This is a genomic window from Fluviispira vulneris, assembly GCF_014281055.1.
Taxonomy (GTDB): Bacteria; Bdellovibrionota_B; Oligoflexia; order Silvanigrellales; family Silvanigrellaceae; genus Silvanigrella; species Silvanigrella vulneris.
The window spans coordinates 37,682-61,164 of the sequence record NZ_JACRSE010000005.1 but is presented as its reverse complement, the minus strand read 5'-3'; the positions used below and the strand labels follow the sequence as shown (position 1 = coordinate 61,164).

Sequence of the window (23,483 nt, the reverse complement as noted above, 5' to 3'; positions counted from 1 at the left end):
TGGCTTGATGAAACATTATTAGGTGATCAAATGAAAGCTATTGTGACGATAATTATTCCGACTTATAATCATGCAAATATGTTAAAAAATGCTATTCAATCAATTATTAATCAATCTTTTGACCAATGGATTGCAATTATAGTAAATAACTATTCTACAGATAATACAGAAGAAGTTGTTAATTCATTCAATGACAAGCGAATTGTATTGGTCAATTTTTCAAATAATGGAGTAATTGCAGCATCAAGAAATTACGGAATGAAAATTGCTGAAACTGAATATATTGCTTTTTTAGACTCTGATGATATTTGGTATAAAAATAAGCTAGAAATATGTATGAATCATATTCAAAATAAATATGATTTAGTATGTCATGGGGAAGCGTTTATTTATAATAATAAAAAAATTAGAGAAAGAATCTATGGTCCTGAGAAAAATGCAACTTATGAAAAATTGTTTTTTAGAGGAAATGAGCTCAGTCCATCTGCAGTAGTTTTGAAGTTATCTGTAGCAAGAATGGTTAACTTTATGTCTGAAAATACTACATTTATCACAGCAGAAGATTATGATTTTTGGCTAAAAATTATGTATCATCAGATAAAAATAAAATTTATTAATGACGTTCTTGGTGAATATCATTTACACGATAAAAATGAAAGTAAAAATGTTGAAAAAAATAGTGAAGCAACTATGTCAGTATTGAATGAGCATTATTACAAAAATATAAAAAAGAATCTAATAAATAGAATTAAATATAGGCAAAGACTTGCAGTAGTTTATTATGTAAAATCAAAAAACTATGTGGAGGTAGGGAAATTTTATAAAGGATATGAAAATCTATTAATGTCAGTTTTTATGTTTCCAAGAATATTTAGGTGTTTTTATCTTATATTATTTTCATTTAGAGTCTTTATAAAGATGATTGTAAATCCGATCTCAAACTGATAATGATAAAATTAAGGAAGTATTTTTATAATTTTTAAAGTAATTTTAAATAAAAAATTATGTACAATAATAAAATACAATTGTTTTTAAAGAGGTTTATATGTTTTTAGTTTATACTTCAAATGAAGATTTTTGGGATAAAGAGCAGAAGATCATTTTTATGTCTGAATCATGTAAGCTATATAAACGAAAGGAAATGTGGAAAAACCTAGATACAGAAACAGTTGAAAATATATGGAATGATTATGAAAATAATCAAAGTCGCGTAAATTATTTAAACAAGCTGCAAGATGAAGTGATTTCCCATTTAAAAATAAAAATAAATAATTTTACTAATAAAAATTATTCAGATAAATTTTGGCGAACAATTTTAACTCCATTTCTAATATATTATATTACTAATTTTTATGACAAATATATTCATATTAAAAAAGCTATTGAATTATATAATGAAAAATTAAGTACTTATTTGTTAGATGAAAATTCATATATTACTATTTATGATATTTCTGAATACTTAAACATTATGAAGTCCGAAGAATGGAATTTGCAAGTTTCCTCGCAAATAATAAGAAATTTAGATGAAATAAAAATAATAGATATAAAAAAAATTAATAACTTTAATAATAAAATATCCGAAAATAATTTTGTTGTTAATAAAATAAAAAACTATATCTGGAAATTTATATCTATTTTATGCTACAACTCAGATGTAAAACTTTTTTCGAATCAATTGACGATATCTCAGCAGATAAAATTGGTTATTAAGTCAAAATTAAAAATTGGGATTAATAGGTGTAAAAAATTTTCAAGTAATAAAAAATTTTTAATTAATAAAAGTCTTAGAAGTTCTTATAGTGAAGTTGACTCTGATGATGAATTTTATAGAATTCTAATCAAGAGTTTAGAAAATAATTTACCTATGCAATATTTAGAACAATTAGATTCAATGCTTTTAGACTCAATAAAATTTTATGGAAATAGAGTTCCAAAGTACATACTACAAGATACAGTTTTATATACTAATAGTCATTTTGCACTATGGTTTGCATATTGTGCAGAAAATGGTGCAATGACAATTGGAATTCAGCATGGTGGTGGTTACGGAAATAGATTAAACAATAATTCTGAAGAGTTTGAGTTAAAAATAAACAACTATTATATAACATGGGGATGGAAAAATTGCCTATATAAAACCATTCCATTGCCTAGTCCAATATTAATAAATAAATTTAAAAATAAAAAAATGACTGATAGTGTAATTTTAACAGGGACTCTTATTCAAAATTATCATTCTAATTATTATTCAGCACCAATCGGTGATCAGTTTTTGGAATATTTGAATTGGCAAATTAGATTTGCAAAAAGTCTAGATCACAAAGTTAGAAATAAATTAATTATTAGACTATTTCCAGAAGACTCTGTTTGGGATATTCAGCAAAGGTTATGCGATAAATTAAAAAAAATTAATATAATAAGGAATAACAATCCTGAAGATTTCAAAGAAAAACTTGCAGAATGTCGTCTATTTATAAGTGATAATATGAATACGACATTCATTCAAAGTCTTTCCTTAAATAAGCCAACAATTATTTTTTGGAATTGTGATCATTGGGTAATTTCAAAATATTCAGAAAGTTATTTTAAATTGCTTCATGAAGCTGGAATTTTTCATTCAAATCCAGAATCAGCTGCTAGCAAAATTAATGAAGTTTTTGACTACTTAGAAGATTGGTGGTATTCTGAAAAGGTACAATATGCAGTTAAAATTTTTATTGAGCAATTTGGAAGGAGCTCTTTAACTTGGGATAAAGAGTGGATAGATACAATAAATGATATAATTTTTAACGATAAATTGAAAAGCTGTAAAAAAATCATTGGTGATATAAACATATGAATTTGACTATAAAAAAGAATATTAAATTGTTGATTCGATTTATTGGATTTCGATCTCTATTTTGGCTTGCAATAAATTTTTTCTTCTCATTATTTTTAGCCGTTATAGAATTATTTGTTGCGCTATTTTTGCAGTTATTTTTAATAAATTTAGGTATAATAGATTCTTCTCCAAAGATTTTAAATTATTCTCTAAGAAATATTGACATTTATCAAGCAATATTGATGCTAATATGTGTGGGTATATTACGCTTTATTTTTCAGGTTATTGTCAATCATAGTAACAATTTTATAAATGAATATTGCAGTTCTAGATTAAGGATATATTCAATTTCTGATTTTTTATACAATAAATCAAAAACTAGTAATGATGTGTCAGAAATGAATTATAGGTTGTCTGAGATATTTCCTAAAACTAATTTATTTATTTCTAGCTTTATATATTTGCTGTCTATGTCTATTCAATGTTTGTTTCTTGTGATATTATTGTTTCTTACATCGTGGAAAGAAACTATTTTTTGTATGCTCTGTTTGTCAATTATCGGATTAATTTGTTTAAAAGTTAATAAATTAGTTAGAACAATTGCAGATCTAATTCCAATTGAACAGCTGAAGTTAAATCAAGGAATTCAGAGAATTTCTCGTAATTTATTATTTATTAATATTATGAAAAGCGCATATATTGAATATAATTCTCTTATTAAAAATATATTAAGATATTCATCAAAATCCATAAAAGCATCAATATTGAATGTTTTAAATACAACAATTCCTTCATTTTTAGGAATTATATTACTTGTTTCTACTATATATTTTAGTATAGTGCAATGGAAAACATCACCTTTAGTATTAGTTTCATTTATTTATTTATTGGTTCGTTTTATCCAAAGCTTATCTTCATTAATAAACTATTATGGTGTTATTAACACATATTCTTCTCAGGCAATGACGGCAATTAAATTTTTCAAAAATATAGCTGAAGAAGATCATGAAAATTTAGAAAGAATATTAAAAAATTTATCTTTCTTTGGCAACGAAAAAAAAATAAAGTTAAGTGCTCCTAGTGAAACTAATAAAACAAATTGCAATTATTCTGAATTAAGTGATATTCCTTCTATCCACTTCAATGAAGTTTCATTTACTTATCCTGAAACGAATAGTACGATTTTAGAAAATATTGATTTCAGTATAAAGCCTGGTGAATGTGTTGGAATAATAGGATCAAGCGGATCTGGTAAAAGCACTCTTTTAATGCTTTTACTCGGAATTTTAAAACCAACAAAGGGAAGTATTTTTATTTCAAATACGAATCCTTACTTATTTTTTCAAAATATGAAGGTAAGAGTAGGTTATGTAGGAGCTGAACCATTCTTAGTAAAAGGAACAATTAAGGAAAATTTATTATATGGAATTAAAAGGGAAGTGAATGATAAGGATATAATGTTAGCCGTAGAAGCATCTAGTTTGAAAGAATTAGTAGAGAAGTGTACTTTAGATTATTATATATCTGAGGATCAAACGGGTTTATCAGCAGGGCAAAAGCAAAGAATTTGTTTGGCAAGGGCACTCCTAAATAATCCACACATATTGCTTCTAGATGAAGCAACTGCTAATTTAGATGAGAAAATAGAGTCAGAAATTGTAACTACAGTTGAAAAGTTGAAAGAGAAAACTACAATCATAATAGTATCTCATCGTCAGGGAATTCTTAGATCTGCGGATAAAGTTATTGATTTGAATTCTTTTGTAAAAATTTAATTTTAAGGAATTTATGAATTTAAAACTATGTGATTTTACTGTTCCTGAGGAATACTCACATGTAATTAGAAAAAATATTAATATACTTAATGATTTAGAAAATATTAATACAATAAGTGCATATGCAAATTTTATATATAAAAATCTTGGTGTAGAAAAAAAAATTATTTTTTTATTTATAAAAAAAATTCTTATTACTGAGCATGAATATAAATTATCTAAGGGAATGAAATTTGTAAGGATTCCATTTACTATTTACTTTATTCTTAGAGTGTTTCATGGGAGTTTCTTGTCATTAGTTAGTTATGATCGAAAAAATAATTATGATGTACTAATTGATGAATGGTACGAAGGAAGCTTGAAAAGCTTTTATTATTTCTCTGACAGTGAAATTAGAAAGAATAAATTTAAATCACTAAATATTACGACATTAAGTAAGTTTTTATGTAGAGATTTTTTTAAAATAATTATCATGTTTATAAAGTCAAATTTTTATATTAAAAAAATTAAAAAAGAATTGCATATTAATTTTGATATATTAAATATGTTACTTGTATTTAATACATATTCTGGGAAGTATATTAAATATAAATTTCAGCCAAAAGTTATTTTATCTGGAAATGATAATGGGTTTCCGTTTATAAAGTCAAAAGTAAGTGGCGCTAAATTGCTAACCATTCAGAATGGAATTAGAACTATCGAAAGTGATGCGAATTATTCATATGCTGATATTTATTTTTCATTAACCTCGAAATCGACTTGTAATTTAAGAATTTATGGAGGTTGCTTGTTTAATGAAATTATTGAACTAGGTTCATTAAGATTGTCTGAATTTTTAAAAAATAAATTTGAAAGTAAATTCTCATTTGATATTATATATGTTGGATCCTTTATAGACTCATCTTCTTTTGATGAAAATATGAGTCATTATTTTAGCTATAAAAAAAATGAAACAGAAAATATAAAAGCTTTTAATTTAATCGCTTCAGAATATAAGAATCTTAAGATTGCATATTTTCCAAAATATAATAATGAACTGGATACTTTAAAAAAGTATAATTTAATTTCCGAAAATATTTGTTATATAGATCGTAATTCTATGAATGTATATGAAGCAATATCCTCGGCGAAAATTGTATTAACTTCATTTTCTACTGCAGCAGTTGAATCTCTTGCGTTGGGAAAAAAAATTGGATTTATAAATCTATCAGGTAACTCAGATTTAAATACCCATTTTCATAGCGAAGATATCGAATTTAAAATAAAAAATTATGTTAAGGATGATTTAATTCAATTTATAAGTAAACTTCAATTATCAGATATTTTAGTCGATAAATATATTGTGCAGAGCATTTATGCTAAGGAGAAAATTCTGAATATTATTGAAAGAGAATTATGTGATAAATAATTTATTGCTTAATTTGTTGATATGGTAAAATTTAGCAATTTTTATATAAATTTAAATAATTTTGAAGAACTAGTTGAAAACTAACTTTTAATTCGATATCATTAATGAATGTCTAGTTATAATGTTTAGGAATATTTTCTATATTCAAGGTGTATAAGATATGATGTTTACCATTGGTATTGAAAAATGAACAAATTTTCACCAAACTTTAACGAAGCCGTGTTGTCAAGTAGGTCAACATTAATGGATTGTCTTGCATCATTGACAAAATCCGGACTACTTATTGTCTGTATTTCATCTGCTGCAGATTCAAAACTATTGGGAATTCTAACTGATAGTGATATTCGAAGAGCTCTTTTGAGAGGGGCATCACTAAATGATTTTTCTGAAAAATGGATGAATGTTAATCCTGTTATAGGAAGTTTTAACTCTTCAGCAAATCAGTTATTCGATCTTGCTCATAGGGTCGGCAAAAGGGAAATTCCACTGGTTGATGATTTCGGAAAAATTGTTGATATTTATATTTTAGGTTTGCATGATATCCGATTTTCAGACAATGTGAATGACGAAATTCAACTAAATAAGTGTTTTTCAAATTATATATTTATTTTGGCAGGAGGGCTGGGAACACGGTTAAAATCAATTATAAACGATAGACCCAAACCTTTAGCGGTAGTCGGTGGAAAGCCAATAATTGAGACTCTTGTTAATCGAGCTTATAAGCAGGGATTTAAAAATTTTTATATTTCTACGAACTATTTAGCAAATCAAATAGAAGAATTTTTAAGCACAAGTAAATTTGCAGATTTAAATTTTCATTTTGTTAGAGAAAAAATCGCGTTAGGTACTGCTGGATCAATAGGTTTAATTAATAATTTTATTACTGAACCTTTGATTGTATGCAACGCAGACATATTATCAAATATTCAATATAATAAAATTTTAGAAGAACATGAAAAAAATCGGGCTGAAATAACCTGTGTTGTGAGGCCTTTTCAATATAAAGTCCCTTATGGAGTTGTTGAAATTGGTTATAATAATATAATGTCTTTATCAGAGAAACCAACTCTAAATTTTCTAGTTAATGCTGGTATTTATGTTTTAAACCCTGATATAACACGGCTTATAAATAGTAATAAATATTTAGATATGACAGATTTTATAAAAATGTGTATTTCAGATGGCAAAAAAGTCATTCCATACTTGTTGCATGAATATTGGATTGATATTGGACATCCTGAAGAATATTTAAAAGCGAATAGTGAATATCATCTCTATTTTAAAGGATAATAAGTAATGTCTAATAGAGAACTTGGCAGAGTCTTTGTTACAGGAGCTGATGGTTTTATTGGGAGTCATCTCGTAGAAGAGCTTGTAGAAAGAAATTTCGAAGTAACAGCACTTTGTTATTATAATTCATTTGGAAATTATGGTTGGCTAAGTGATTTAATTCATAAAAAAAAACCTAGAAATCTAAAAGCTATTTTGGGTGATATTCGTGACCCGTTTTTTATGAAAAAAGTTTTAAGGGATCAAAATACAGTTTTTCATCTGGCAGCGCTTATAGCCATTCCATATTCATATGTTGCTCCATATAGTTATTTTGAAACAAATCTTACAGGTACTTTAAATATCCTTGAGGCTTGTTTGGATTCACCCGCCGTGAGTCGCTTAATTCATACTTCTACTAGTGAAGTTTATGGTACAGCAAAATTCATTCCGATAAATGAAAACCATCCATTGCAAGGTCAATCACCATATTCTGCAAGTAAAATAGCAGCAGATATGGCGGTAGAATCTTATTTTCGGTCGATGTCATTGCCCGCCGTCATTTTAAGACCATTTAATACTTATGGGCCAAGACAAAGTATGCGTGCCATTATACCTACTATAATTTCACAAGTGTTGTCAGGAAGTACAGATATTAAATTGGGGAGTCTAAAACCAACGCGAGATTTTAATTATGTAAAAGATACTGTTAATGCATTTTTGGAGATTGCTCTTGCAAATGATGATGTTTTAGGGAAAATATTTAATACAGGTACATCAACTGAAATATCTATTGGTGAGTTAGTAAGTAAAATTGAAAAAATATTTGAAATAAAATTAAATGTTGTTGTTGAAAATGAAAGATTTAGGCCACAAATGAGTGAGGTCGAAAGACTAATCTCTGATCCGTCAAAATTAAAATTAGCGACAAATTGGAAGCCAAAGTTTCAATTAGAAGAGGGATTAACTAAAGTAATTGAATGGATGAAAAATCAAAATTATTATTTATCCTCATCAAATGTATATCATGTTTGAGACTCATAAATAGAGAATTAAAAAAATTAAACTTTAAAGGGTATTAATTAAGATGTACAGTGGATATAAAATTCTAGGTTTAATAACAGCTCGAGGTGGATCAAAAGGAATTCCAAAAAAGAATATTGTGCATCTAGGTGAGAAACCTTTAATAGCATGGACAATTGAAGAGGCTAAAAAATCAATTTTTCTAGATAGAATCGTTCTTTCTTCGGATGATAAAGAAATAATAGAAGTTTCGAAGATGTTTAAATGTGAAGTACCATTTGTTAGACCTAAAGAATTAGCTAAAGATACTTCAAGTAGCATCGATGTAGTATTGCATGCAATTAAAAATATTACAGAGGATTATAATTATCTAGTTATTCTTCAGCCTACATCTCCATTTCGAAGTTATAAAGATATTGATAATTGTATAAAAATGTGCATAGATAACTCAGTTTCATCTGCGGTTTCAGTTGTTCCTACCCAAGCTGTAAATTATTCATTTTCGATTTCTAGTAACAATACTTTATTACCTGTGATTAATATTGGCGAAATTAAAAGACGACAAGATTTGGAAGTATATTATAAAATTAATGGTGCAGTTTACGTAATAGATGTAAAAAAATTTTTAAAAAATTTAAAGCTAATCAATGATGATACAATTCCATATATAATGCTAAAGGAAAACTCTATAGATATAGATGATTATTTTGATTTGAAATTTGCAGAATTTTTATTAAGTAACAAATATTTGGGAAACATTCAATGACTCTTAGAATAATTGCAAAATTAGATATAAAAGGTCCAAATTTAGTTAAAGGTATTCAGTTAGAAGGTTTAAGAGTTTTAGGTGATCCAATTTTATTTGCTCAGAATTATTATGAGCAAGGTATTGATGAAATTTTGTATATTGATGTTGTTGCAAGCTTATATAATCGAAATAGTTTGCATGATCTCATTGAAAAGACTTCAAAGAAATCTTTTATTCCATTAACTGTTGGAGGAGGAATAAGAAACCTTGAAGATATTAAAGCAGTTCTTAGAGTAGGAGCCGATAAAGTTTGTATAAATACTGCAGCAATAAATGATCCTACATTTATTGAAAAAGCGGCTTTAAAATTTGGTTCATCAACAATTACTATTGCTATTGAAGTTATAAAACAAGCTAATCAAAATTATTTAGTTTATACTAACAATGGCAGGGAATATACAGGAATTGATGCTTTTGAGTGGGCTAAAACAGTAGAAAAATTAGGTGCCGGAGAGATATTGCTCACATCAATTGATAGAGAAGGAACTGGAACGGGTTTTGATTGCGAACTCATTTCAAAATTTGTAAATGCAGTTGGAATTCCTGTCATTGCCCATGGTGGTGCTGGACAATTATCGCAAATTGTAGAATGTGCTAAGAAAACTCATGTTAATGCAATAGCACTCGCAAGTATCATACACTACGATTTAGTGCATGAACTATTTAAAGAATATACTCAAAAAAGTGAAGGAAATCTTCAATTTTTGAAGAATAAAGAAATTCCAAAATATATAAAGCCTTCAAATATTTTCGAAATAAAAAATGCATTATTGGATGAGAGTATTATATGTCGTCCTTGTTTTTAATGGAGAAAAAGTGAGTAAAAAAATTGTTATAATTGATTATAGTCTAGGGAATTTAAGCAGTGTTTATAACGTTTTCAATTATCTAGGACAAGATGTTTTAATTACAAGTGATCCTGAAGTTATAATACAATCGGATGCTGCTGTTTTGCCAGGAGTTGGATCCTTTAAAGATGCTATGTTGACATTAAATACAACTGGAATTGGAGATGCAATTTTTGAATTCATTAAAACAGGAAAACATTTATTAGGCATATGTTTAGGAATGCAACTATTGTTTTCAAAAAGTGAAGAATTTGGTGAGACAAATGGACTAAATATTATTTCTGGAAGTGTAAAAAGATTTAGTAACTTTAGTTCAGATAATTTAATTAATTACAAAGTTCCTCAAATAGGCTGGAATAAAATTAATTATATTGAAGGACATCAGTTATTAGAAATGACACCTTTAAAAAATATATCTTTTATAAGTGATTATATGTATTTTATTCACTCTTATTATGTCGTTCCTGACTTGATATCAATTAAATTGACTCATACAAATTATGCAGGAATAGATTATTGTTCGTCTATACTTAAAGACAATATTTTTGCTGTTCAGTTTCATCCTGAAAAAAGTTCAAAAAAAGGAATTCAAATCTATAAAGATTGGCTGGATATTTTATAATTTAAAGGAAAAGATATGATTGAAAATTTAGAAGTAAAGTATGGTCTTCCTCCAAAAATTATTTTTTGTAAAAAATGCGTTATGTCAAATCAAAGACCTTCATCTACTCAAGAATTTAAACATACAATACAAAGTAAAAAAGTAACTCTGCAGATTGATGAGAGTGGAGTTTGTGACGCTTGCCGCTTTTCGGAACAAAAAAATAATATAAATTGGTCTGATCGTGAAAAAGAACTTGAAATTTTATGTGATAAATTTCGAAAAAAAGATGGTTCATATGATTGTTTGGTTCCTGGAAGTGGAGGCAAAGATAGTGCGTATGCAGCACATATCTTAAAGTATAAGTATGGCATGCATCCTCTTACGTTAACATGGCCTCCTATATTATATACAGAATATGGTTATCAGAATTATAAAAACTGGATTGAAATAGGAGGATTCGATAATATTTGTTTCAAGCAAAATGGAAGAGTGATGAAATTATTAACACGTTTATCTATTATTAATTTATTGCATCCATTTCAGACATTTATTCTTGGTCAAAAAAATTTGGCCCCAAAAATCGCAGCAAAATTTAATATTCCCTTAGTTTTTTATGGTGAGAATGAAGCTGAATATGGCAATCCAATCGCAGATAACTCTACTTCTTTAAGAGATAAATCATATTTTACAATGAATAATTTAGATGATCTTTACTTAGGTGGAGTATCTGTAAAAGAATTGCAATCAAAACATAATATTGAGCTTGCTGATTTAATGCCATATTTGCCAGCTTCAATAAGCGATTTAGAAAAGTCTTTTGTTGACGTCCATTATTTAGGTTATTATTTAAGGTGGGCCCCACAAGAAGTATATTATTATGCAGTTGAAAACACTGGATTTAAGCCTCGCCCGTTTCGGACGCAAGGTACATATAGCAAGTATAGTAGTATTGATGATAAAATTGATGATCTGCATTATTATACTACATTTATAAAATTTGGGATCGGCCGGGCAACATATGATGCCTCTCAAGAAATAAGAAATGATCATATTAATAGAGAAGAGGCATGTAATCTTGTCAAACGATTTGATGGTGAATTTCCCGATCGCTATTTTAATGAGATTATGGAGTATCTTGAAATTAATGGAGATGATTTTTTGGAGTTGTGTGATAAAGCTAGATCAGATCATATCTGGAAAAAAGTAGGACATGAATGGCGATTAAGACATACTGTTAATAATGACGGAGTAGATGATTAGGCATTTAAAATGAGGGTGATTATGTTTAAAATTGGAAATAGAAGTATTGGAAAAGATTTTCCACCACTTGTTATTGCTGAAGTTGGAATAAATCATGATGGAGATCTTAATAAAGCGATTGCTATGGTTGATAGTGCATTTGAAAGCGGAGCAGAAGTAATCAAATTTCAATGCCATATTACTGAAAAAGAAATGATTAAGACAGATATTTTACCTGGAGAAATTTCAAAAGAACCTCTTTGGAATATAATAAAAAGATGTGAATTAACAGAAATTGAAGAATTGAAAATAAAAAAATACTGTGATCAAAAAGGTATTATGTACTTATCAACACCATTTTCTAGAGAAGCATCTGATCGGCTTGAGAAAATGGATGTTCCAGCATATAAAATTGGTTCTGGAGAATGTAATAATTTACCTTTAATAGAATATATAGCCGCAAAAGGTAAGCCAATCATACTTTCTACTGGTATGAATGATATAGAATCAATTAGAAGATCAGTGAATATTATATCTAAATATAGCGTACCTTTAATATTACTACACTGCACAAGTATGTATCCAACGCCATATAAACATGTTCGTCTCGGGGCAATTGATGATCTAAAAGCTAATTTTCCAAATATTGAAATTGGTTTATCTGATCACTCTTTGAATATTTATTGTGCATTAGGTGCTGTTGCAATAGGTGCATGCATTTTGGAGAAACATTTTACTCTCTCAAAAGATTGGGAAGGCCCAGATATTTCAATTTCGATCACACCCTTTGAGCTTAAAGAATTAGTTAATGGATCAAGAGCAATTTGGGAAGCTCGTGGTGGAAGAAAAAGTATTTTGGAAGAAGAAAAGCCTGTCATTGATTTTGCATATGCATCGGTGGCGACAATTGCACCAATTCGTAAAGATGATGTATTTAGTATTGAAAATATCTGGGTTAAAAGACCTGGTTTAGGCGAAATTCCTGCATCTGATTTTGAAAATATAATTGGAAAAAAAGCTTTGAACGATATTCCGAACGATATTCATTTAAAACTGAAAGATGTTTCTCAATGAAAAAAGATATCGTTATTCTCGGTTCTTCTGGTTTTATTGCAAAGGCATTTATAAAAAGTATTTTAAATAAAAATTTTAATATAACTGCTATACATAGAAGTAATATAGAGGATAAATATCCAGGTATTTCCTACCAAAATGTTATGAGTTATTTGGAAGCAAAGATTCCACAGAATTCAATTGTTTTTCATTTTGCAGAAACAGCTGATAAGGCTGAAGTTAATAAACAAGGTTTTTCATATATCAAAAGAGTAGAAGAGCAAGTTTTGTATTTTCTGAGTAAAAAACCTATAAGATTTATTTACACTTCTTCTACCTCTGTATATAATGATCAAAGCTCTTTATATTTAAATCCAGATTCTATTTTATCAGAACCAAACGATGTTTATTCACGGGCAAAAGTCTTGGTTGAAAATATTGTAAAAAGAAATAATGGAGTCATTCTCAGGTTGTCGAATATTTTTGGATCTGGAATGTCAAATCGAAATATTTTTAGTAATATTTTATCGCAAATACATAATAGTGAAATTATTTTAAATGATAGTAGCTCTGAGCGGGATTATCTATGGATTGACGATCTTTTAAGTGCTCTTTATCATGTAGCAATTAAGGAGGCTACTGGAGTCTTCAATGTAGCGAGTGGTAAATCAATTTCTGTGGAAAGTTTATGTAAATTAATTCTTACAGCTACGAATAAAGAACATCTACAAATTAAATATAGATTCCCACCATGCTATTCTTCTATTAAAATAGATATCAGTAAAACTACAGAGTGCTTTAATTGGATCCCAAAAACAAATATTTTAGATGGTATTCATAAATTGATTGGAGATATGAGTGAAAAGTAAAAGGAGAATTGCAGTATTTACGGGGAATAGAGCTGAATATGGTTTATTATTTCCTCTTTTAAAGCTTTTACGAGACCATGAAGGTATTGATTTTCATTTAATCGTTTCTGGAGCCCATCTTGATAAAAATTTTGGAAAAACATTAGAAATGATTCGTAATGATGGTTTTAATGTTTCAAGTGAAGTTAAAATTGACATGAATATGGATAGCTTATCATCAACTCCTAAAGCAATTGGCTCTGCTATTTTATCTATGACACAGACTTTGGAAAATATTCGTCCAGATATTTTTGTTGTATATGCAGATAGGTTTGAAGGATTTGCAGCTGCAATCGCAAGCACACAAATGTGTATACCAACTGCTCATATTGAAGGTGGTGATATAACTGAAGGGGGAGCTTTTGATGATTCAGTGAGACATGCGATTACTAAGTTAGCTCATTTGCATTTTACAACGAATCAAGAAGCTGCAAATAGAGTAGTCAGTATGGGCGAGGAGATTTGGAGAGTTCATAATGTTGGTTTTACTGGGATAGATTTGATAAAAGATTCTTATATTACTTCAGAACAAAGCTTAATTGATCAATATAAAATTGATGTTTCTAAACCATTAGTGTTATTTACGCAGCATCCAGTCTCAATAGAATATGATGATACAAAAAAAAATATTGAACAATCGCTTAGAGCTCTTTGGAGACTTGCAAATGAAGGCGTACAAATAGTAATAACCTATCCAAATAATGATGTAGGATGTAAAATAATAATTGAACAAATTAATTATTTTATTAATAATAGAAATAATAAAAATATTTATATATACCCCTCTTTAGGTCAAAAAAATTATTATGGATTTTTATCATTAGCCTTAGATATGAATAAAAAAATAGTTTGCTGTGGAAACTCTTCTTCTGGTATAAAAGAAACTCCAGCATTTTATTGTCCAACAGTAAATATTGGAACTCGGCAAAATGGTAGATTACGTGCTGAAAATGTTCTAGATGTAAGTTATGATGAAAATGAAATTTACTCTAAAATAAGATACTCTTTATATGACGTAGATTTTAGAAATAAGTGCAGAGAAATTATTAATCCATATGGCCAAGGCGATGCTTCTGAAAAAATTTTAGATGTTCTGATGAAAATTAAGTTGAATAATGAAATTTTAAATAAGAAAATGACATTGGTTAATTTTTAAATTTATAAATTATTTATTTATAATTAATAAATTATGGTCTAATAACTTATTAATTATGGGGTATAATTCCCATATAGGGACATCACATTCTTCAGCAATTTCAACTAGGCTTTTTGTACCATCAGAGTATGTAATTAAATTCATCAAAGTTTTTATGCTATCGGAATTATTTTTGATAGATAAAGTTGGATACAAACCTCTTTTACCTAACTGTGGTTCTCCAAGTATCGATACCTTTGGTTTATAATTATTTTCTATGGCTTCTATAGCGTTTTTTAAAGTATTATAGCTTCCTGCTAAACCTTCAGGTGTAACAACATTATTAAGATTATCTAGAGACGTATGGTACTCAGGATACTCACCATATTTTGATCTCATAATAGATGCTATTGGTAAGTCTATTCCAGGCGCACAATATTGTCGTTCATCGCTCCCTCTATCCTTCCACTTATAAGACTTATAATGGGGATAGATCCATTTCAGTACATGTTTTGCAATAATATCACTTAATGTATTTCCGTTCCTTGAAGGAAGATAAGAGTATGTTCTATTATCTCCAACGCAAGTAATATTAAAACCTGCTATTACATTTGCTTTTAATGTATCTAAGTTTTTACTCAAGTATGTTATAGACCCAATAGTTTCAGGTATAAAAATTATTCTGTAAGTATATTTTTTTTTATGTAATGACATCAACCATTCAGCAAGAAAAGTCGTTACTGATGGTCCTGATAATTCATTATTTGCCATAGATGGATGGCAGACATACGTTGAAAGAAATACCTCTTCTTTTTGCTCTCCAGGAATTATCAATTCACCATATGTTAATGAACCATCAAAAAGCTCAGAATCGATAAAGACTTCATATTCTCCTTCGGGAAGTTGAAGTCTTTCTCTATGTGAAAGACAAAATCCCCATCGTTCAGTGTAGTAAGAAGTAACATATGGTATAGCATCTGGTTGATTTTCAAGTGAATATAAATTTTGGTTTAATTCATCAAGCTGCATTTTTTTATGTATAGGTTTGCTATATCCTAAAATATGAAGATTATTTATTTTAAAGTCACAGATTTTTTGTTTAGAAGGAGTTATAATATAAGCATCTTTTATCCGCCATTCTTTCGGAACAGTCCAATCAAGAACTTTGTGGCCTGAAGGCACTTCGAAAATTGATAATTGTGGTAGATGCTTATTCTTTATTATTGATAAAGTTTTCCTGACCCCATCACCAGTTATACTCCTATCAATCTTCCAAAGATCTTTTGCAAGATTGTATATTTTATCTCCAATCATTTTTTATTCCTTAGTAGCTTCTACTACGAAGGCTGAACAGAGAAACATACCTTTCCAGCCTGACGTATCGTGTTCAAGTTTTAGAGCTTCTGCTCTAAAAAGCTCTCGATTTTGCTCCATTAGATATGGCATGGCCGGATGATAATGATACCAAAGAAGATTTAAATTCTTAAAGCCACACTTTTTAAATAAATTAGATATTTCAAAAGGATTATGAAATTTTGACAATATTGCATCATAACCTGGTGATTTATTATTCTCCTCGTGAATAACACGAGGAGTTGGCTTGTTCATTTCCAATTTATTTTTAAGCTCAGCGCTAACTAAATTTTTTATATCTGTTGAAACATTTGAAAGTAAATCATCAAGAATAAATTCATATGTATATTTATTAAAAGTAAAAAGCGAAAAAAGTTTATTTCTGAACTCTATAAAAACAGTTCCTCCAGGTTTAACAAGTGCCTTAATATTTAGTAAACATTCTTCGTCATTTCTGACATGAGGCATAACTCCCATTGCTAAAAGAGCATCAAACTGACCTTTACGGAGTAAACTGGAATATGTAATTGGGTCTTGAATGTCTCCCCAAATTATATTGTTCGGATCTAGACCTAATTTTTGTAATTTTTCTTTTGATTTTTTAACCATTTCATGGCTAATATCGAATCCTGTGACATCGATTCCTAGATTTGATAGCGTCGATAATGGAGTTCCTTCTCCAACTCCAACTTCAATAACTCTTTTAATATTTTTTTCAATAAATGAGTTTACTAATAATTGTAAGCGGAAATAATTTGCAGGATATACTCTATTGACATCATTTAGTAAATTGCGCTCATATTGTAGATAATAGTTTTCAGATGAAGCATCATAGTGGCTAGAAATAGAATTATTCATTTTTTTTTCCTTATTATAATGATTTTTGTACCACATTTTCATTTATTTTTTGTATAAAAGGAGCTTTTTCTAGGATTTTAATAATATCTGGCAGATAAAATCGTTCAATATTATTAAATTTATGTAATTCTTTGAACATGTTGAAGTCTTCTTCTGTATCTAGAGTCAATCTATATTTAGATAAATTTAATAAGCATTTATAATTTCCAACATTAAATTTATCTAAATTAAAATATATGTATCGCGTTACATGCTCTCTGTCTTCTGCGAGAAATGCTTCTGTGTTCAATATTTCCAACGTTTTTTTTGTGAAAATTTCTACGTCCAATCCTCTTGGAAATGTTCTTTCAATCGTATTGGAGTAGTAATGAAGTTCCTGAGTTGTATTGTATTCACATAAGAAATTTGAGAGCATAGCATCAATAATACAAGGATCAATGAGAGGACAATCTGACGTTATTCTTACAATTATATCTGAATTAAATTGCTGAGAGGCACAATAATACCTATTTAATACATCATTTTCTAAACCTTCGAAATATTGAACATTATTTTCTTCTGCAAATGTTCGAATCGGTATGCTTTCTTCACCAAATGGGGATGCAATAATTATTTTTGATAAATAAATACTTTTGCTACATCTATCAATAACATGCTGAAGAACACTTTTATCACCGAGTATCTTCATTACCTTGCCAGGGAGACGAGTTGAAGTCATTCTTGCTTGAATTATACAATGAATATTTAAAGACATTTAAAAATTCTTTCTAATAAATATTTAAATTACCTAATAGTATAAAGATGATCGTTTGCAGCATATACTATAAAACTTTGAAAATAAAGTGATGCATACCTCCTTTTAGAAGAACGATTTAATTTGTTATATTTTATAGCAAGTAGTAGTATTTGCTTTATTGTTTGTTTTGATAAAATAAATAAATTAAAGTGGATAAATCTTTAATATTTATTAATGCCTAATTAAAGAGCGATATTGTAAAATTTTTATTTGTTAATTATAAAATAAAGTTTTAATGTATAGCTTTAATGGATTCTTATCTGATATAATAGAAATGATGCTTTTTAATTTTTATGAATTTGTAATTAATACTAAATGAAAGTAAAATAAATTATGTATCAAAAAAATGATAAAAATGAGGTTTCAAAAATTAAATATTCTAAATCCTCATCGTTTTACTTTGAGACAAAAAATGATTTTTTTATTGATAATGATATTTTGCTAAGTAATTCTTTAAAGAAAAATCTATTATATGCTTCGCAGCCACGCCGAGATAAATGTAAAATATGTTCAGAGGATCTGCCAAATAAGATAGATATTTATAAACATGGAATTGAATATTCATTTTGCGAATTATGTAATCATTTAAATGGAAAGTATGATGATACTAAAGCATTTATTGAGCAAATATATATATTAAATTCTGGTTTAGAGTATTCAAGTAATTATATTGATACAAGTTTCGAAAAACGCTCTAATGACATTTACTTACCAAAAGTTGATTTTTTATTAGATAATCTTCCACTGAATACATGTAAAATTTTAGATATTGGATGCGGTTGTGGATATTTTGTTTATTCTTCATTAAAAAGGGGGATTGAAGCATCTGGAATTGATATCAGTAAAGCTATGGTTGAATTTGGAAATAGTCAAATATCACATTTTTTAGCTAAATTCCCTCTTTCAGTAGTTGATGAAGAAGGTTTTTTTGGTGCAATTAAAGTTAGTAATGTCGATGTTATAACTGCTATTGGAGTCATTGAGCATTTTTTTTGATGCATTTAAAGAAAGTACTGCAAAATATTTATATTACTCAGTTCCTATGTTTTCATTCTCTGTAATCTTAGAGAGTATTTTTCCAGAAGTATTTCCAAGACAATTATCAGGAGGTCATACTCATTTATTTACAGATGAATCTATTAAAAAAATGAATTCTATAATTGGGGTAGAATCCTTAGCTGAATGGAGATTTGGTACAGACATAATGGATTTATATAGAAGTATTATTACAATGTTAAATAAGAATAAAGCATCGAATAAAGTTATCAATATTATGAAGAGTGAATTTGCGAATACTATAGACAAACTTCAAACTGCAATAGATGAAAGACATTTTTGTTCTGAAATACATTGCTTGTCTGTTAAATTATAAAATGCATGTTTAACTTCAGTTTGATTTTATTATTTGTTTAATTTTCAATTAAAAATATTTAAATTATTTTTTAAGTAAATCTTATTGTCTTAATTTTAAATCCTATCATCAAGATAATTCGTCTAAATAATTTTAAAAAATCAAAAAAAATTGAAATAAAAACAATGATTTTTCTTAATAAATTTATGTTTCTATCTTTGATCGCTTTAAGCTTGATAAATGTAAGGCTGTTTTGCATACGTAATAAATTTGAACTAAGCGATTTATTATTTGATAAGTAGTCATGTTTAAAGGTAAATGTTAAATTTTCCAAGATTTTAACTGTTTTGTAGGAGTTTGAAATTCTAAGCCATAGATCGTAATCTTCAGAATATCTAAAAGATTCATCAAATTTGAAGTTTTTTAATAAACTTCTATGCATAACTACACTTGGTGTAGAGAAAGGCGACTTAAATAGAATATTTGGCCATTTTATTTCACAAAAATTCACATTGTTAATTTCTAAGTTCATACTTTTTTTTAAATTTTTTGGATCAATCACTTTATGTAAAGTTCCTGATAGAAAAGACTTTTGTTGCATCATAATATTTATTTGTAGCTCAAGCTTTTGCAAATGCCATGAGTCATCACTGTCGAGAAAAGCTATAAATTCACCGTTTGCATGCCTACATCCATAGTTTCTAGCAGCTGAAGCACCTAGATTCTTAGAATGCTTTAATATAATATAATTATCGAAATTATTCAATATAAGCAATTCTTTTATTAGGTTTAAACTATTATCAACACTAAAGTCATCTATAATAATTATCTCATATTTATTTTCGTTTTTATAATTAATTAAGGTTTCATTTACCAGTCTGGGAATGACAACTTCATCATTGTAAATAGGTATTATAATAGATACTTTATAAGTACAAAGTGTTGTAAAGTTAAATGTTGACATTTGAAATCCTACTGACTTTAAAATTAATTATTAATCTTAATATTTTCGAATTCGATTGCTCCCACTCACCCATGTATTCAATTTCTTTTGCACCACTCCCTTTTTTAAAATGATAAACCCCTTTGCCATTTATTGGATCTATACCTGCCATATCATAGCGAATAACATTTTGGCTTATGCAATATTTTAAAAGTTTAGCAAGAATTACGTGAGAAGCATAAATTTTTCTTGCTTCTTCATTTGCTGCAGCAAATAAATCAAATGCAGTGTTTCCCCAAATGATACAACCTCTGATTGCAATAACTTCATTGAATATATTTTCTACTTTAAATATTATGAGATTTTCACCAAAGTATTGTAATAATTTTTCAATTTCACTTAAAGAAAATTGCTCTGCAATATTTTTTTTTAATTCAACGTCACGATAAAGCTCAAAAATCTTTTTAGCAGAAGGATTGTCCCATTTCTTTGGTTCAGAGTTTTTTGTTAGACCTCTTTTTAAATTATGTCGCCAATTTGAGCTCATAATCTTATCTAACTGTGATAAGTCAATGGTTAAATCATGTACCATGCTTAAGCCAGTGCTGAGTGGAACGAGAGCCCTTCTCCAATTTTGACTTATAAGTATAATTGAATTTATGGTAGAATATGAAGAAAAAATAGAGCTTCTGAGATAAACGATATTGGATTTAGTTAGTTTTTTTATTAATTGAATAAAATTATTATCTAAAAACTTTGAAGTCTCAATAGACACTCCAGGAATCCAGCAAATTGATATTCTAAATATCCATAAATAAAAAAAATTTATTTTATAAGATTTAACTAAAATTTGAATTTGCTCTAAGCAAATATCTGAGGATTCTTCATGACAAGTTAATCGATAAGGTATCCATTTGAAATTTCTTTTGTATTCACCCCAATTATAACTTTGATAAAATGAAGTATATAATTTATTCTTAAACAAGTTGTCCCAAAATAATTGGTTTTCATTCTGTTTGATAATTGGTTTCCATTTTACCATTGAAATGAAACTCCCCAAATGTTTTTATAATAATCAGGACAATTATTTTTTAGTTCTTGTGGAAGATCTGGCCATGGAAAACAGAATAAAAAATTTTGAGCAAGTTTTCTTTTAATTGAGTCAATATTTTCAGGTTGACAGTAAAATGGAAATAAGTAAGGGGCTACATTTTTGGGTAATTCTTTGTATATAAATATGCATTTTTCATTGATTAATAATTTTTCAGCTAAAAAATATAATTTTCTTCTTCTTTCAATTTCAGATTCAATATTGAGATTATTAAGATGATTCATTAAATTATCTTTCAGCAATTTATTTTTTGGCAAAATGTATTCTTCTGAAGTATCTGAAACTGGGAAGATATTGCCTGTTTTTATTTTTCGAAACATTCTGATAAGGTAAATAAATAGATAAATGTGCCATAATCCACAAAAAGCGCAAGTTTTTCTAATTGAATTTTTCATTTTGTATTTTAATGAAATTGTATATTTTAAATCTGAGTTAGAGTTTAAACTGTTATGAATTAATTTGTTATTTATAAGTAATGCTGCTCCACTTTCTAAAGGTAATGTTTTTCTGAAGCTAAAGATTCCAATATCTCCTCTTGTTCCTAGGTAATTATTGTATTCATCTTTGCTGAGAAAACCATGAGCATTATCTTCGATCAAATAACAATTATTTCTAGAACAGTATTCTTTAAATTTATCTAGTGTTTGAGGAAAGCCAAAGTAATTTACTGCAATAATAACTTTGGCCTTTGGAAGAGACTCTGGAGGGATAATAAGATCAAAATTTTCATTCACATCGTAAAAAACGGGTTCTGCTGATAAGCTATTAATAGCTGATAATAAATCTTTGCAAATAAAACTTGGTAAAAGAACCTTATCACCTTTCATAACATTTAATAGTACTAATGCTTCATATAAGGCATTTCGGCAATATCCAAAATAAAATGTATTTAAAGGGGGTAGAATTATATTGGTTTTATTTTTGTGAAATAAATTTTTATTATAATAAATACTATTTACGAGTTCCTTTTCATGATTACTCAGTTTTAAGTAGCCCAACATAAATTCCTCTTATTTGCAAAATTAAAATAATTATTAAGCTGATGCAATGTAAATTCTTTCATGTTGATAGAATTATTTTTATAAAAATTTAAGTACCATTCATTTGTAAATAAGAGCGTCTCTTCAAAGGTCAAATTCGGTTTCCAATTTAAGAGAGATGAAGCTCTATCGCAGCATAACTTTAGTAAATGAGCTTCACCAATCCGTGTTTCTTGATTCTCAATTATCGTTGGTGGTGAATTCCAGTCTTTTTCAATTATTTTTAGTAGTTTTTCAACTGTATGGTTGGAATCTGAATGAGGTCCAAAATTAAACGACTCTCCATTTAAAAGTTTATTTTTTTGAAGTAACTGAGCTCCGAGCCATAAATAACCACTTAGAGGATCTAAAACATGCTGCCAGGGTCTTGTCGAAAATGGATTTCGAATACTTAGGCTCAATCCCTTTGACCAAGATCTCATTGCATCTGGAATTATTCTTTGAGCAGCCCAATCACCTCCGCCAATGACATTGCCAGCTCGGGTAGTTGCTACAAATTTATTTTTAAGTAAAGGAAAAGACCTCACATAAGAGCTAAAAATTATTTCAGCACATGCTTTTGATGCGCTATAAGGATCTTTGCCGCCTAAACGATCTGTTTCACGATAGCCATACTCCCATTCTACATTTTCATAACACTTATCACTTGTAATTAAGACTGCAGCTTGAATTCCTTCGATCGTTTTGATCGATTCAAGAATGTTAACCATACCCATTACATTTACTTCAAAATTTTCTCTCGGCTTATTGTAAGATTCCATGACAATAGATTGTGCTGCTAAATGAAAAATAATGTCTGGTTTAAAGTCATGAATAGTTTTTTGTAGTGTGGGAAAATCTCTTATATCTTGTCTATGATCTTGAATTTTTGATTTTAAATCTAGTATTTCGAATAAACTTGGATCTGAAGGTATATATAAAGAATAACCTGATACTTCTGCTCCTAATTCAAGAAGCCACTGCGTTAGCCATGCTCCTTTAAATCCAGTATGTCCTGTGATAAATACTTTTTTATTATTATAAGTTTCTTTGAATGATTGTTTAATAGGCAAGACATTCCCCATTTCTTGTAAACTGTTCCATTTCTAGAATTTTTAAGAAAAGCTTGAACTTTAGTTACGAAAATAATACTTTTTT

22 protein-coding genes are annotated in these 23,483 nt (G+C 28.1%); 15 read left to right on the top strand and 7 right to left on the bottom strand.

Translation table 11 applies throughout. The features are described from left to right. The first annotated feature begins 30 nt into the window (after positions 1–30). The 13 genes from H7355_RS11680 (at position 31) to neuC (ending at position 14,915) form a co-directional block, all read left to right on the top strand. Positions 31–945, top strand: coding sequence for a glycosyltransferase family 2 protein (locus H7355_RS11680; protein ID WP_186647702.1), 915 nt, complete (start codon positions 31–33; stop codon positions 943–945). A gap of 100 nt (positions 946–1,045) precedes the next feature. Further along, the gene (locus H7355_RS11675) at positions 1,046–2,842 is read left to right on the top strand and encodes an LIC12162 family transferase (protein ID WP_186647700.1); all 1,797 of its coding nucleotides are present in this window, start codon (positions 1,046–1,048) and stop codon (positions 2,840–2,842) included. A gap of 2 nt (positions 2,843–2,844) precedes the next feature. Continuing rightward, the gene (locus H7355_RS16265; protein WP_186647698.1) at positions 2,845–4,599 is read left to right on the top strand and encodes an ABC transporter ATP-binding protein; all 1,755 of its coding nucleotides are present in this window, start codon (positions 2,845–2,847) and stop codon (positions 4,597–4,599) included. Positions 4,600–4,612: 13 nt separating this feature from the next. Continuing rightward, on the top strand, positions 4,613–6,007 hold the full coding sequence (locus H7355_RS11665; RefSeq protein ID WP_186647696.1) for a hypothetical protein: 1,395 nt from the start codon (positions 4,613–4,615) through the stop codon (positions 6,005–6,007). Positions 6,008–6,193: 186 nt separating this feature from the next. Next, positions 6,194–7,297, top strand: coding sequence for a nucleotidyltransferase family protein (locus H7355_RS11660; protein ID WP_186647694.1), 1,104 nt, complete (start codon positions 6,194–6,196; stop codon positions 7,295–7,297). 6 nt (positions 7,298–7,303) lie between these two features. Beyond that, complete coding sequence (locus H7355_RS11655) at positions 7,304–8,311, top strand: GDP-mannose 4,6-dehydratase (RefSeq protein WP_186647692.1); 1,008 nt, start codon at positions 7,304–7,306, stop codon at positions 8,309–8,311. A gap of 52 nt (positions 8,312–8,363) precedes the next feature. Then, positions 8,364–9,065: an acylneuraminate cytidylyltransferase family protein gene (locus H7355_RS11650; protein ID WP_186647690.1), complete on the top strand. Its 702-nt coding sequence runs from the start codon at positions 8,364–8,366 to the stop codon at positions 9,063–9,065. Next, positions 9,062–9,913, top strand: a complete 852-nt coding sequence (gene hisF, locus H7355_RS11645; protein ID WP_186647688.1) for an imidazole glycerol phosphate synthase subunit HisF — start codon at positions 9,062–9,064, stop codon at positions 9,911–9,913. Before H7355_RS11650 ends, hisF begins: the two co-directional genes overlap by 4 nt. Positions 9,914–9,923: 10 nt before the next feature. Beyond that, positions 9,924–10,577, top strand: a complete 654-nt coding sequence (gene hisH / locus H7355_RS11640; protein WP_222435709.1) for an imidazole glycerol phosphate synthase subunit HisH — start codon at positions 9,924–9,926, stop codon at positions 10,575–10,577. 15 nt (positions 10,578–10,592) lie between these two features. Next, positions 10,593–11,819 carry an N-acetyl sugar amidotransferase gene (locus H7355_RS11635; protein WP_186647684.1) on the top strand — a complete coding sequence of 409 codons (1,227 nt, stop codon included), beginning with the start codon at positions 10,593–10,595 and terminating at the stop codon, positions 11,817–11,819. A gap of 21 nt (positions 11,820–11,840) precedes the next feature. Then, the gene (locus H7355_RS11630; RefSeq protein ID WP_222435708.1) at positions 11,841–12,872 is read left to right on the top strand and encodes an N-acetylneuraminate synthase family protein; all 1,032 of its coding nucleotides are present in this window, start codon (positions 11,841–11,843) and stop codon (positions 12,870–12,872) included. Continuing rightward, entirely contained in the window at positions 12,869–13,720 is an 852-nt protein-coding gene (locus H7355_RS11625) for an NAD-dependent epimerase/dehydratase family protein (protein WP_186647672.1), read from the top strand. The genes H7355_RS11630 and H7355_RS11625 overlap by 4 nt, the downstream gene beginning before the upstream one ends. Beyond that, positions 13,710–14,915 carry a UDP-N-acetylglucosamine 2-epimerase gene (neuC, locus tag H7355_RS11620; RefSeq protein ID WP_186647670.1) on the top strand — a complete coding sequence of 402 codons (1,206 nt, stop codon included), beginning with the start codon at positions 13,710–13,712 and terminating at the stop codon, positions 14,913–14,915. Before H7355_RS11625 ends, neuC begins: the two co-directional genes overlap by 11 nt. 9 nt (positions 14,916–14,924) lie before the next feature. Here the strand turns inward: neuC and H7355_RS11615 are convergent, their stop codons facing one another. The 3 genes from H7355_RS11615 to H7355_RS11605 are packed head-to-tail and all read right to left on the bottom strand — an operon-like array spanning position 14,925 to position 17,859. Then, on the bottom strand, positions 14,925–16,208 hold the full coding sequence (locus H7355_RS11615) for a DUF4910 domain-containing protein (RefSeq protein ID WP_186647668.1): 1,284 nt from the start codon (positions 16,206–16,208) through the stop codon (positions 14,925–14,927). Between the two features lie 3 nt (positions 16,209–16,211). After that, entirely contained in the window at positions 16,212–17,105 is an 894-nt protein-coding gene (locus tag H7355_RS11610; RefSeq protein WP_186647666.1) for a class I SAM-dependent methyltransferase, read from the bottom strand. Positions 17,106–17,118: 13 nt separating this feature from the next. Then, positions 17,119–17,859, bottom strand: a complete 741-nt coding sequence (locus tag H7355_RS11605) for a cytidylyltransferase domain-containing protein (RefSeq protein ID WP_186647664.1) — start codon at positions 17,857–17,859, stop codon at positions 17,119–17,121. Positions 17,860–18,234: 375 nt separating this feature from the next. Between H7355_RS11605 and H7355_RS15930 the strand changes: the two genes are divergently transcribed. Both H7355_RS15930 and H7355_RS15925 read left to right on the top strand, forming a co-directional pair. After that, positions 18,235–18,897 carry a class I SAM-dependent methyltransferase gene (locus tag H7355_RS15930; RefSeq protein ID WP_222435707.1) on the top strand — a complete coding sequence of 221 codons (663 nt, stop codon included), beginning with the start codon at positions 18,235–18,237 and terminating at the stop codon, positions 18,895–18,897. Beyond that, complete coding sequence (locus H7355_RS15925) at positions 18,881–19,273, top strand: hypothetical protein (RefSeq protein WP_222435706.1); 393 nt, start codon at positions 18,881–18,883, stop codon at positions 19,271–19,273. The genes H7355_RS15930 and H7355_RS15925 overlap by 17 nt, the downstream gene beginning before the upstream one ends. 70 nt (positions 19,274–19,343) lie before the next feature. Here H7355_RS15925 and H7355_RS11595 read toward each other — a convergent pair whose 3' ends face one another. From H7355_RS11595 to rfbG, 4 genes are read right to left on the bottom strand one after another with little or no spacing between them, the layout of a single operon-like run. Next, positions 19,344–20,216 (bottom strand): glycosyltransferase family 2 protein, encoded by an 873-nt coding sequence (locus H7355_RS11595; RefSeq protein WP_186647662.1) that lies wholly within the window; start codon positions 20,214–20,216, stop codon positions 19,344–19,346. Then, positions 20,203–21,237, bottom strand: a complete 1,035-nt coding sequence (locus tag H7355_RS11590) for a lipid II:glycine glycyltransferase FemX (protein ID WP_186647660.1) — start codon at positions 21,235–21,237, stop codon at positions 20,203–20,205. Before H7355_RS11590 ends, H7355_RS11595 begins: the two co-directional genes overlap by 14 nt. Beyond that, complete coding sequence (locus H7355_RS11585; RefSeq protein WP_186647652.1) at positions 21,231–22,307, bottom strand: DegT/DnrJ/EryC1/StrS family aminotransferase; 1,077 nt, start codon at positions 22,305–22,307, stop codon at positions 21,231–21,233. The genes H7355_RS11590 and H7355_RS11585 overlap by 7 nt, the downstream gene beginning before the upstream one ends. Next, the gene (gene rfbG, locus H7355_RS11580; protein WP_222435705.1) at positions 22,292–23,398 is read right to left on the bottom strand and encodes a CDP-glucose 4,6-dehydratase; all 1,107 of its coding nucleotides are present in this window, start codon (positions 23,396–23,398) and stop codon (positions 22,292–22,294) included. Before rfbG ends, H7355_RS11585 begins: the two co-directional genes overlap by 16 nt. Positions 23,399–23,483 lie beyond the last annotated feature (85 nt).

Excerpts from the sequence above, each read along its gene's own strand:
- H7355_RS11680 (WP_186647702.1), top strand. The coding sequence starts at position 31 with ATGAAAGCTATTGTGACGATAATTATTCCGACTTATAATCATGCAAAT.
- H7355_RS11675 (WP_186647700.1), top strand. The coding sequence starts at position 1,046 with ATGTTTTTAGTTTATACTTCAAATGAAGATTTTTGGGATAAAGAGCAG.
- H7355_RS11665 (WP_186647696.1), top strand. The coding sequence starts at position 4,613 with ATGAATTTAAAACTATGTGATTTTACTGTTCCTGAGGAATACTCACAT.
- H7355_RS11660 (WP_186647694.1), top strand. The coding sequence starts at position 6,194 with ATGAACAAATTTTCACCAAACTTTAACGAAGCCGTGTTGTCAAGTAGG.
- H7355_RS11655 (WP_186647692.1), top strand. The coding sequence starts at position 7,304 with ATGTCTAATAGAGAACTTGGCAGAGTCTTTGTTACAGGAGCTGATGGT.
- H7355_RS11650 (WP_186647690.1), top strand. The coding sequence starts at position 8,364 with ATGTACAGTGGATATAAAATTCTAGGTTTAATAACAGCTCGAGGTGGA.
- hisF (WP_186647688.1), top strand. The coding sequence starts at position 9,062 with ATGACTCTTAGAATAATTGCAAAATTAGATATAAAAGGTCCAAATTTA.
- H7355_RS11635 (WP_186647684.1), top strand. The coding sequence starts at position 10,593 with ATGATTGAAAATTTAGAAGTAAAGTATGGTCTTCCTCCAAAAATTATT.
- H7355_RS11630 (WP_222435708.1), top strand. The coding sequence starts at position 11,841 with ATGTTTAAAATTGGAAATAGAAGTATTGGAAAAGATTTTCCACCACTT.
- H7355_RS11625 (WP_186647672.1), top strand. The coding sequence starts at position 12,869 with ATGAAAAAAGATATCGTTATTCTCGGTTCTTCTGGTTTTATTGCAAAG.
- H7355_RS11615 (WP_186647668.1), bottom strand. The coding sequence starts at position 16,208 with ATGATTGGAGATAAAATATACAATCTTGCAAAAGATCTTTGGAAGATT.
- H7355_RS11610 (WP_186647666.1), bottom strand. The coding sequence starts at position 17,105 with ATGAATAATTCTATTTCTAGCCACTATGATGCTTCATCTGAAAACTAT.
- H7355_RS11605 (WP_186647664.1), bottom strand. The coding sequence starts at position 17,859 with ATGTCTTTAAATATTCATTGTATAATTCAAGCAAGAATGACTTCAACT.
- H7355_RS15930 (WP_222435707.1), top strand. The coding sequence starts at position 18,235 with ATGTATCAAAAAAATGATAAAAATGAGGTTTCAAAAATTAAATATTCT.
- H7355_RS11595 (WP_186647662.1), bottom strand. The coding sequence starts at position 20,216 with ATGTCAACATTTAACTTTACAACACTTTGTACTTATAAAGTATCTATT.
- H7355_RS11590 (WP_186647660.1), bottom strand. The coding sequence starts at position 21,237 with ATGGTAAAATGGAAACCAATTATCAAACAGAATGAAAACCAATTATTT.
- H7355_RS11585 (WP_186647652.1), bottom strand. The coding sequence starts at position 22,307 with ATGTTGGGCTACTTAAAACTGAGTAATCATGAAAAGGAACTCGTAAAT.